This is a genomic window from Pseudomonas sp. KK4 (assembly GCF_001984065.1).
Taxonomy (GTDB): Bacteria; Pseudomonadota; Gammaproteobacteria; order Pseudomonadales; family Pseudomonadaceae; genus Aquipseudomonas.
The window spans coordinates 1-11,110 of record NZ_LYVP01000144.1 but is presented as its reverse complement, the minus strand read 5'-3'; the positions used below and the strand labels follow the sequence as shown (position 1 = coordinate 11,110).

Sequence of the window (11,110 nt, the reverse complement as noted above, 5' to 3'; positions counted from 1 at the left end):
GCTGCGCAGCCGAACGGGAGCAAGCTCCCTCGCCACAAAATGCAGTCCCGCCACCAGCCCCCTCACCATGGGCAAATGCACTTTTATAAAGCGCAACACAAGGTAGCGTGCACCAGCGCATAGCGATTTTCGTCGAGTCCCTCTTCGTTGCACACGCACCCGAATCAACCGGTCATGGCCGCAACACCCTGGAAATAAAGGCCCGCGCATTGTTTATCACTCTTTGCCCCAGCAACTGGCACACCCCCTGCATTAACCCCGGCAAGCCCCTCTGAAAAAGATCGGGCAAACCCACTCGGTCAACGACGATCGATCAACCGCACAGGTCGTGGGCAATATCGGTGGATCAGGCAGGGCTGTCTGGTTTCAACACCGCAAAAGAACAGGCAAAGACGCCTGGAACCGCAAGGTTTCAGGCGTTTTTTTTTGCTTTTTTTACCGTGATGGGCTTTGGGCAGGTGTCGTTTATGAATTCCAATGTAGCCACGTTGAACAAACTGCAAACGCTGGTCGTGATCGGCAATGGCATGGTCGGGCATCACTGTGTGGAGCAACTGATCGAGCGCGGTGCCCTTGATCGCTACCGCCTGCACGTGTTCAGCGAAGAGCCGATGCGCGCTTACGACCGTGTGCATCTGTCCGAATACTTCAGCGGTCGCGACGCCGAATCCCTGGCCCTGAGCGATGCCTCGCTGTACCAGACCCCCGGCGTCAAACTGCACCTGGGCGTGCCGGTGCTGGAGATCGACCGAGCGCGCCGCGAGGTGATTACCGCCCAAGGCTGCGTGCAGTACGACAAGCTGATCCTGGCCACCGGCTCCTATCCCTTCGTGCCGCCGATCGAAGGCGCTGAAGGCGATTCACGCCTGGTGTATCGCACCCTCGAAGACCTCGATGCCATTCGCAGCGCAGCGGCCAACGCCCGGCGCGGTGTGGTGGTCGGCGGCGGCCTGCTGGGCCTGGAAGCGGCCAATGCCCTGAAAAGCCTCGGACTGGAAGCCCACGTGGTGGAGTTCGCCCCGCGCCTGATGCCGGTGCAACTCGACGACCTCGGCGGCCTGGCGCTCAAGGCGCAGATCGAACGGCTGGGGGTCGGCGTGCACCTGTCCCGCGCCACTCAGTCGATCACTGCCGGCGAGCAATATCGCTACCGCATGAACTTCGCCAACGACGAATACCTCGAAACCGACCTGGTGGTGTTCTCCGCCGGCATCCGCGCTCAGGATGCACTCGCTCGCCAGTGCGAATTGGACATCGGCCCGCGCGGTGGCGTGGTGATCGACGACACCTGCCTGAGCTGCGACCCGAACATCTACGCCATCGGCGAGTGCGCGTCGTGGAACGGCAGCCTGTTCGGCCTGGTCGCGCCAGGCTACCAAATGGCCCGCAGCGTCGCCGCACGCCTTTGTGACGGCGTCGCCGAACCGTTCCAGGGCGCCGACATGTCGACCAAGCTCAAACTGCTGGGTGTCGATGTCGGCTCCATCGGCGACGCCCACGCCAACACCCCGGGCGCGCGCAGCTATCAATTCATCGACGAAACCAGCGCCAGCTACCGGCGCCTGGTGGTGGATGCGTCGGGCAAGCACGTCCTCGGCGCGGTGCTGATCGGTGACAACAGCTACTACGACACCCTGCTGCAATACCTGCAGAACGCGATCGCCTTGCCCTCGGAGCCGGCCGGCCTGATCCTGCCATCCTCCGAAGGCGCCCCGACCCTGGGCCCCGGCGCCTTGCCCGAATCAGCAACCATCTGCTCGTGCCACAACGTGACCAAGGGCGCGATCTGCTCGGCCATCGACGGCGGTTGCACCGATCTTGGCCAGCTCAAATCCGAGACCAAGGCCTGCACCGGTTGCGGCGGTTGCGCCAGCCTGCTCAAGCAAGTCTTCGAACATGAACTGATCGCCCGTGGGGTCAGCGTCGACAAGAGCCTGTGCGAGCATTTCGCCTATACCCGCCAGGAACTCTATGCACTGGTGCGGGTAGAAGGGATCATCTCCTTCGACGAACTGCTGGCCAAACACGGCCGTGGCCACACCGGTTGCGATCTGTGCAAACCGGCGGTGGGCAACATCCTGGCGTCGTGCTGGAACCAGCCGATCATGGACCCCTCGCTGGTGCCGTTGCAGGACACCAACGACACTTTCATGGCCAACATGCAGAAAAACGGCACCTACTCGGTGGTGCCGCGCATTCCCGGCGGCGAAATCACCGCCGACAAGTTGATCGCCATCGGCGTGGTCGCGAAGAAATACGACCTCTACACCAAGATCACCGGCGGCCAGCGCATCGACCTGTTCGGGGCGCAACTGCATCAATTGCCAGACATCTGGGGCGAGTTGATCGAAGCCGGGTTCGAAACCGGACACGCCTACGGCAAATCGACCCGCACGGTGAAATCCTGCGTCGGCAGCACCTGGTGCCGCTACGGCGTGCAGGACAGCGTGCAAATGGCCCTGACCCTCGAAGACCGCTACAAGGGCCTGCGCTCGCCGCACAAGCTCAAGTTCGCGGTGTCCGGCTGCACCCGTGAATGCGCCGAGGCGCAAAGCAAAGACGTAGGAGTGATTGCCACCGAGAAAGGCTGGAACCTGTACATCGCCGGCAACGGCGGCATGCGTCCGCGCCACGCCGAGCTGTTCGCCACCGACCTGGACGACGCGACGCTGATCCGCTACATCGACCGCTTCCTGATGTTCTACATCCGCACCGCCGACAAACTGCAGCGCACCTCGGTGTGGCGCGAAAGCCTGGAGGGCGGCCTGGACTTCCTAAAGGACGTGATCGTCCACGACAGCCTGGGTCTTGGGGACGAGCTCGAGTCGCAGATGCAACTGGTGGTCAACCGCTATGAATGCGAGTGGGCCAACGCCCTCAAGGATCCGGAAAAACTCAAGCGTTTCCGCACCTTCGTCAACGACAAACGCCCGGACCCGGACATCCATTTCGTCCAGGAACGCGGCCAACGGCGCCCGATCATGGCCGCCGAACTCAATCTGATCGCTACCACCAAGGAGTCTGTCTGATGAATCAGTCCAATACCCAACGCGTTGAACATTCGGCCCACTGGCAATCGGTCTGCAGCCAACAGGATCTGGTGAACGATTCCGGTGTGGTGGTGTGGCTGGACGGCGCTCAGGTGGCGCTGTTCTACCTGCCGGGCCAAGAGGGCAAAACCCTGTTCGCCATCGACAACCACGATCCGCAATCGGGGGCCAATGTCATCGGCCGCGGCCTGGTGGGCAGCATCAAGGGCGACCTGGTGGTGGCCTCGCCGATCTACAAACAGCATTTCCGCCTGGAAGACGGCAGTTGCCTGGAATACCCGGAGCAACAACTGCGGGTCTGGCCGGTGCGCTTTAACGAGGGCAGGGTGGAAGTGGGAATCGCCTGAGGTCGCCTTGACCCCTGCAGGAGCAAAGCGTGCTCGCGAAAGCGCCTGGTCAGCCAGCATCGAAGCTGAATGTGCCGCCGCCATCGCGGGCCAGCCTGTTTTTACAGAAGGGGTGCCTGTCACCCCGTCTCGCGCGTATATATCGACGACGCAAAAAATCAGAACTTGAACGCTTGTCGTCCGACAAGTAGCCATTTCCCGTGCTGTTTCTGCCAGACCTGCAGGTTCTCGATCTCGGTCGGAACCACCTCCGTGCCCTTGAGCGCCTGGGCTGAAAAGTGGTGGCGGACCAGCGCGACATCGCCGGAAAGGGTGATGGTCTGGTTCTGCATTTCCAGGGTCTTGAACGCGCTTTTGCCGGTTTCGATATCGGAAATGAACGCCTGTTTGTCCTGGATCTTTCCGCTGGAATGGCCGTAGGTCAGGTTGTCGGCGGTCAACGCCTGCAGTTGCGCGATGTTTTTGTGCAGCATCGCGTCGGTCAGATGATCGACGGCCTGGGCGACCGCTTTGTCATCGGTGGAGGGGGCGGCAGCGACGTAGCCGCTGAACAGGCACAGAAAGCCAATCAACACTTTGACGTTTTTCATCGGTTTTTCCTTGTTGTTGTAAGTTGTCGTACAACCTAGCAGATTTTCTCCGAAATGGAAGACGCCGAGTGGGGAGCCGAAAAGGAGCGGACCTACCGCATGTCGCAAATTGCGCTGCATTCGGGCTGGGACCGTCAATAACCCTGCACGCCCGTCGATAACCTCTTGAGTCGCCCTTCGACCTGCGAAAAGAGGAACCACAGAGTGTCCATAAAACTGCGTTTACTGTTGTTGATCGGCACCGGTGTGCTGACTGCCCTGGTCATGGGCCTGGTCAGTTACCTGGGGAACACTCAAATGGCCCGGGCGGTGCAGGACAACGACGTCAGCATGACCGCGCTGCGCAATCACATGGAAGCCGACATGATGCACGACGCGCTGCGCGCCGATGTGCTGTCGTCGATGTTGGTGGGCCTGGGCAAAAGCACCAGCAGCAAGGCTGAGGTGCGCCGTTCCATCGATGAACACACGGGGCACTTTCGTGAGGTGCTGGCGGCCAATCTCAAGCTGCCGGTCAACGACACCCTGAAAACCGCGCTGAACCAGATCAAGCCCAGCCTCGATACCTATATCAGCGCGGCGGAACGCATCGTCGGCCTGGCCCTGGAAAACCCCGATGCAGCGCAACGGGAACTGAGCAGCTTCAACAGCGCGTTCAGCCAGCTGGAAGACCAGATGGCAGCCCTCAGCGAACTTATCGAGCGCAACACCCAACAGACCAGCGAAGGCACGCGCCAGGCCATCAGCAACGCCAATTTCGCCCTGGGCGCGGTGCTGATCGTCAGCCTGCTGTTGCTGTTGATCCAGGGGCGCTGGGTGATCCTGAGCATCATGGGCCCGCTGCGCAGCGCCAGCCGCATCGCCGAGAGCATCGCCCACGGCAACCTGAGCGAGCCGATTGTCGACAGCGGCCGCCAGGACGAAGCCAGCCTGTTGATTCGCAGCCTGGCGACCATGCAGCGAGATCTGCGCGGGATGATCGAAGTGGTGCGCAGCAACGCCCATGGCGTCAGTGGCATGAGCGAATTGTTGAGCAATGGCTGCCATGAAGTGGCGGGCAGCAGTCAGCAACAAAGCGTGGCGGCCAGCACCATGGCCGCGGCCGCCAGCGAAATGACCGCCAGCATCGAAGAAATCACCCGGCACGCCGAGCGCGCGCTGGACATGGCCAACCAGGCCGAGACCCTGGCCAAGGACGGTGGCCGGGTGATCCATCAGGTGGTCAACGACATGGACGGCATCGCCCGTTCCGCGCAACAGTCGGCGCAGGTGATTCGTACCCTGGACAAGGAGTCCGAAGGGATTTTCAGCATCATCCAGGTGATCAAGGGCATCGCCGACCAGACCAACCTGCTGGCGTTGAACGCCGCCATCGAAGCGGCCCGCGCCGGTGAACAGGGCCGCGGTTTTGCCGTGGTGGCGGACGAGGTGCGCAGCCTGGCCGGACGCACCAGCGCCTCGACCCAGGAAATCGCCACCATGGTCGCGCGCATCCAGCAGAGCACCCGCGAAGCGGTCATCAGCATGGAAGAGGGCGTGGCCCAGGTCGACAAAGGCATGGCCGTGACCGCTGACGTCGAACGCGCCATCCGCGAAATCCTCGACGCCACCCTCAACACCACGCAACTGGTCAACGACATCAGCCGCACCATCGGCGAACAAAGTCTGGCCAGCAATGAGATTGCCCATCAGGTGGAGATGATTGCGGGGATGTCCGAGGGTAATAGCAAGGTGATCGGGCAGACGGCTTCGACCACGGATGAGTTGTCGTCATTGGCGGGGAAACTGTCGCAATCGGTGGATCGGTTTCGGCTCTGACAGACTTCAGTGACTGAGCTGGCCCCTTCGCGAGCAAGCCCGCTCCCACAGGTATAGCGCGGACCCTGTGGGAGCGGGCTTGCTCGCGAAGGCGCCGGTTCAGCCATCACAGAGCCATCGCCTAAAGATACTTGTCGGTCACCGCCCCCTCCGAAGCACTCGACACGGTCTTCGCATACTTGGCCAACACCCCTCGCTTGTACTTCGACTCCGGCCGCACCCAGCGCGCCTTGCGTTCAGCCAGCACCGAATCCGACACATCCACCGTAATCTGCCGCGTCTCGGCATCGATGGTGATGGTGTCGCCATCCTCGATCAACGCAATCGGCCCGCCCTCGAAAGCCTCCGGCGTAATGTGCCCCACGACGAAACCATGGGACCCGCCGGAGAAACGCCCGTCGGTAATCAGCGCCACATCCTTGCCCAGGCCTTTGCCCATGACCGCCGACGTCGGCGAGAGCATTTCGCGCATGCCCGGCCCGCCCTTTGGCCCTTCGTAGCGGATCACGATCACCTCGCCGGCCTGCACTTCGCCGTTGAGGATCCCGGCCAGTGCGCCTTCCTCTCCGTGATACACCCGCGCCTTGCCCTCGAAACGCAAGCCTTCCTTGCCGGTGATCTTCGCCACCGCGCCGGTGGGCGAGAGGTTGCCGCGCAGGATCACCAGGTGCGAGTCCTTCTTGATCGGCTGGTCGAAGGGCAGGATCACGTCCTGGCCAGCGGGGTAGTCGGGGACGCTTTCGAGGTTTTCGGCGAGGGTCTTGCCGGTGACGGTCATGACGTCGCCGTGCAACATGCCAGCCTTCAGCATGCGTTTCATCAAAGGCTGGATGCCGCCGATGGCCACCAGCTCGCTCATCATGTACTGGCCGCTGGGGCGCAGGTCGGCCACCACCGGCGACACCTTGCCCAGCTCGACGAAGTCGTCCAGGGTCAGCTCCACATCCACCGCATGGGCCATGGCCAGCAGGTGCAGCACGGCGTTGGTGGAGCCGGCGAGGGCGATCACCACGCGGATGGCGTTTTCGAACGCCTGGCGGGTCATGATGTCCCGGGGCTTGAGGTCGAGCTTGAGCAGCTCCATCACCTGCTGCCCGGCGCGGAAACTGTCCGAGGCCTTGTCGCGGCCGACCGCGTCCTGAGAGCTGGAACCGGGCAGGCTCATGCCCAGGGCTTCGATGGCCGAGGCCATGGTGTTGGCGGTGTACATGCCGCCGCAGGATCCGGGGCCGGGGATCGCGACTTCCTCGATCTGCTTGACCTGGATCTCGTTGATGTCACCCCGGGCGTGCTGGCCCACGGCCTCGAACACGGAAATGATGTCGGTGTGGCCGGCGCCCGGGCGGATGGTGCCGCCGTAGACGAAGATCGACGGCCGATTGAGCCGCGCCATGCCGATCAGGCAGCCGGGCATGTTCTTGTCGCAACCGCCGACGGTCACCAGCCCGTCGAAGCCTTCGCAGCCGACCACGGTCTCGATGGAATCGGCGATCACCTCCCGCGACACCAGCGAATACTTCATGCCTTCGGTGCCGTTGGCGATGCCGTCGGAGATGGTGATGGTGTTGAAAATCACCCCCTTGGCGCCGGCCGCGTTCGCGCCTTTTTCGGCTTCGATCGCCAGCTTGTCGATGTGCATGTTGCAGGGCGTGACCATCGCCCAGGTGGAGGCGATGCCGATCTGCGGCTTGGTGAAGTCGTCGTCGGTAAACCCCACGGCACGCAACATGGCCCGGGCCGGCGCGGCTTCGACGCCGTCGATCACTTGTGAAGAGTGTTTGCGCAGATTGTCTTTATCGCTCATGACGATATACCCGTTGAGTCAAACAGCATCAGTATAGAGCTCAGGTCGCGGGTGACCGGACCAATGAGTCGGGAACAGACGCGCGGGGTCCATGACGTGATATTCTTCGCAACAACTTGGTTTGACCTATTCCGTTTTCCTGTCCTTGCGACGGGCGAACCGAATCACTGTCGCTCAAGTAGCTGAAGCCAAAAAAGATAAGAAGTCAGTTCAGTAGGGACATTAACTGGGGTCGATGCGATTCGTCGGCCTTGTGTGCCCACCCTGCGAAACCTTAGCGCGAGTACCTGCGGCAGCCTGCCTGACTGTCGTGCAACCAGGGGCTTGTGATTCAAGGATCAAGGGGCGGATGACGTTTTATCATTAGGTGCTACAGATGTTTAAAAAAGTGAATACAGCGCTGCTGGGGCTGGCGTTGTCGTTGGGGATCACGACAGCCCAGGCTGAAGAAGCCAAGAAGGTCGACGTGCTGCTCATCGGCGGCGGCATCATGAGCGCCACCCTGGGCGTTTGGCTCAATGAGTTGGAACCCGGCACCTCGATGCAGATGATCGAGCGCCTCGACGGCGTCGCCCTGGAAAGCTCCAACGGCTGGAACAACGCCGGTACCGGCCACTCCGCCCTGGCCGAGCTGAACTACACGCCGGAAGACGAGAACGGCAAGGTCTCGATTCCCAAGGCCGTTGAAATCAACGAAGCGTTCCAGGTCTCCCGCCAGTTCTGGGCCTGGCAGGTCCAGCAGGGCGTGCTGAAGAACCCGCGTTCGTTCATCAACACCACACCGCACATGAGCTTCGTGTGGGGCGATGACAACATCAAGTTCCTGAAAAAGCGCTACGAAGCCCTGCAGGCGAGCCCGCTGTTCGCCGGCATGCAGTACTCCGAAGACCCGGCTGTCATCAAGCAGTGGGTGCCGCTGATGATGGAAGGGCGTGACCCGAACCAGAAAATCGCCGCCACCTGGAGCCCGCTGGGCACCGACATGAACTTCGGCGAAATCACCCGCCAGTTCGTCGCGCACCTGCAGACCCTGCCAAAGTTCGATCTGAAACTGTCCAGCGAAGTGCAGGACATCACCCGCAATGCCGATGGCACCTGGCGCGTGAGCTACAAAAACCTCAAAGACGGCAGCAAGTTCGAAACCGACGCCAAGTTCGTGTTCATCGGCGCCGGCGGCGGTGCCCTGCACCTGCTGCAGAAGTCGGGCATCCCTGAGGCTCGCGAATACGCCGGCTTCCCGGTGGGCGGTTCGTTCCTGGTGACCGACAACCCGGCCATCGCCGAGCAACACCTGGCCAAGGCCTACGGCAAGGCTTCGGTGGGTGCGCCACCGATGTCGGTTCCTCACCTGGACACCCGCGTGCTGGACGGCAAGCGCGTGATCCTGTTTGGTCCGTTCGCGACCTTCAGCACCAAGTTCCTCAAAGAAGGTTCGTACCTGGACCTGCTGACCACCACGACCACCCACAACGTGTGGCCGATGACCAAGGTTGGCATCAAGGAATACCCGCTGGTGGAGTACCTCGCCGGTCAGTTGATGCTGTCGGATGAAGACCGCCTCAACGCGCTGAAGGAATACTTCCCTAACGCCAAGGCTGAAGACTGGCGCCTGTGGCAAGCGGGCCAGCGCGTGCAGATCATCAAGCGTGACGAAGCGGCCGGTGGCGTGCTGAAACTGGGCACCGAAATCGTCGCCTCCGCTGACGGTTCGATTGCCGGCCTGCTGGGCGCCTCGCCGGGTGCCTCGACGGCGGCGCCGATCATGCTGTCGGTGATCCAGAAGGTGTTCAAGGACAAAGTCGCGACCCCTGAGTGGCAGACAAAACTGCACCAGATCGTGCCGAGCTACGGCACCCAACTGAACAACGATCCGGTGAAAGTGGCAGAGGAATGGGCCTACACCGCCAAGGTGCTGGAACTGCCGACGCCACCGGTGATTGGTCAAGTCGCAGCTCCCGTTGTAGAGGCTGAGAAAGCCAAAGCGCCGAAAGAAAACGCTTCGGCAGATATGGCACTGTAATCCGCTCGCCCCCATCGTTTGGATGGGGCGCCGCGATAGCTGAACCGCAGAAAACAAAGCCCGCGAACCGGTGACGGTTGGCGGGCTTTTTTGTGGGCAGAAGAGCGCAGTCAAACTGTGGGAGCGGGCTTGCTCGCGAAGACGGTGGGTCAACCAAAGAATACTTTGGCTGACCCACCACCCCCTGTAGGAGCGAGCTCGCTCGCGATGGACGTCAACGATAACGCGGGCCACCTGAATGCCCGCGTCGCCCGGACATTCATCGCGAGCAAGCTCGCTCCTACATGGGGTTGCACTTCAAAACCCACCTCGTTAACCTTCCCCCGTCGCTGCCAAATCAGCGATCGGGTGTGGTAGCCCGGTTTTACTTCACGGACCCAGAACGCCTCAGGGCGTTTTTTTATGCTGGCTGCTTTGTGGCGGCTGTGCATGGGAGGCTTCGGCCTGCCGGGTTTCTGTGACCGGTCTACCACCCCGTGTACAGCCGTCTCCCCATTTAGCGTGGTAGCGGAAGGGGGAGATGCTCACTTCACAGAAAGGAGCTGCACAATGTTCAAGGTGACACCCAATCCCCCGGATACTGATGACCAAGCAGACACCGATCCGCTAACTCCACCCCCCAAGCCAGCCATGGCCGAACGCCGCCCCAACCCCATCTTCACCATCGCCCCCGACGTCAACAACGAAACCCTCCTGGTTCACGCCTGTGAAACCCTGGCATCTGCCAGTGTCATGGCCAGCGAACTGGCATTCATCCTCGATGGCCCGAAATGCAATCTGGCATTGGGGATCGAGCAGATGATTGCTTTGGCGGAGCTGTCGATCAATCGGGTGCTGGATAACGTCGATCCGCAGGAATAGACGAGCTAGGCGTGTCGTTCTGATCCGTAAAAAAAGAGCCTGCGAACCGGGGACGGTTGGTGGGCTTTTCAGTGGTAAGCAGAACGCAGTCAAACTGTGGGAGCGGGCTTGCTCGCGAAGGCGGTGTGTCAGTCGCCATTGATGACAGCCTGTCCCCATTCCTTTGTAGGAGCGAGCCTGCTCGCGATGACGGTGGGTCAGCCAAAGAATAGGTTGGCAGACCCACCGCCATCGCTGGCAGGCCAGCTCCCACAGGGACTGTCGTTGGCTCTGGATTTAGTGCACGAAAAAGCCCGGCTGATCAGGCCGGGCTTTTCGTGTGCTGCGGTGTAGCGGGTTGCTTAGGCGACGGAGTTGCCTTGCAGGCGGTCGGAGCCGTCAGCAGCAACCTCGTTACCTTTCAGACGATCCGAACCATCGGCAGCCACTTCGTTACCTTTCAGACGATCTGAACCGTCAGCAGCAACCTCGTTGCCTTTCAGGCGATCCGAACCATCAGCAGCGACTTCGTTGCCTTTCAGACGATCCGAACCATCAGCGGCAACCTCGTTACCTTTCAGACGATCCGAACCATCAGCAGCAACCTCGTTGCCTTTCAAACGATCAGAACCATCAGCCGC

General features: G+C 61.4%; 8 protein-coding genes and 1 pseudogene. 6 read left to right on the top strand and 3 right to left on the bottom strand.

From position 1 onward, the window contains the following. The first annotated feature begins 467 nt into the window (after window positions 1–467). Both nirB and nirD read left to right on the top strand, forming a co-directional pair. Window positions 468–3,029: a nitrite reductase large subunit NirB gene (gene nirB / locus B0W55_RS26435; protein WP_077048864.1), complete on the top strand. Its 2,562-nt coding sequence runs from the start codon at window positions 468–470 to the stop codon at window positions 3,027–3,029. Further along, window positions 3,029–3,397 carry a nitrite reductase small subunit NirD gene (gene nirD, locus B0W55_RS26430; protein WP_077048863.1) on the top strand — a complete coding sequence of 123 codons (369 nt, stop codon included), beginning with the start codon at window positions 3,029–3,031 and terminating at the stop codon, window positions 3,395–3,397. Before nirB ends, nirD begins: the two co-directional genes overlap by 1 nt. Before the next feature lie 158 nt (window positions 3,398–3,555). Here nirD and B0W55_RS26425 read toward each other — a convergent pair whose 3' ends face one another. Further along, on the bottom strand, window positions 3,556–3,987 hold the full coding sequence (locus B0W55_RS26425; protein ID WP_077048862.1) for a nuclear transport factor 2 family protein: 432 nt from the start codon (window positions 3,985–3,987) through the stop codon (window positions 3,556–3,558). A 204-nt stretch (window positions 3,988–4,191) separates the two neighbouring features. Here B0W55_RS26425 and B0W55_RS31725 point away from each other — a divergent pair. Further along, a pseudogene (locus tag B0W55_RS31725) lies at window positions 4,192–4,947 on the top strand (MCP four helix bundle domain-containing protein); the annotation flags it as partial. Beyond that, complete coding sequence (locus tag B0W55_RS31720; protein WP_371807300.1) at window positions 4,942–5,805, top strand: methyl-accepting chemotaxis protein; 864 nt, start codon at window positions 4,942–4,944, stop codon at window positions 5,803–5,805. The pseudogene B0W55_RS31725 and the gene B0W55_RS31720, both read left to right, overlap by 6 nt. A gap of 121 nt (window positions 5,806–5,926) precedes the next feature. On the opposite strand, the gene ilvD is transcribed toward B0W55_RS31720, so the two are convergent. Then, window positions 5,927–7,609, bottom strand: a complete 1,683-nt coding sequence (ilvD, locus tag B0W55_RS26415) for a dihydroxy-acid dehydratase (RefSeq protein WP_077048860.1) — start codon at window positions 7,607–7,609, stop codon at window positions 5,927–5,929. A 376-nt stretch (window positions 7,610–7,985) separates the two neighbouring features. Between ilvD and mqo the strand changes: the two genes are divergently transcribed. Then, window positions 7,986–9,629, top strand: coding sequence for a malate dehydrogenase (quinone) (mqo, locus tag B0W55_RS26410; RefSeq protein ID WP_077048859.1), 1,644 nt, complete (start codon window positions 7,986–7,988; stop codon window positions 9,627–9,629). 549 nt (window positions 9,630–10,178) lie between these two features. Beyond that, complete coding sequence (locus B0W55_RS26400; protein ID WP_077048857.1) at window positions 10,179–10,490, top strand: DUF6124 family protein; 312 nt, start codon at window positions 10,179–10,181, stop codon at window positions 10,488–10,490. A 341-nt stretch (window positions 10,491–10,831) separates the two neighbouring features. On the opposite strand, the gene B0W55_RS26395 is transcribed toward B0W55_RS26400, so the two are convergent. Next, window positions 10,832–11,110, bottom strand: a 279-nt coding sequence (locus B0W55_RS26395) for a hypothetical protein (protein WP_077048856.1), incomplete at its 5' end; no start/stop codon positions are given.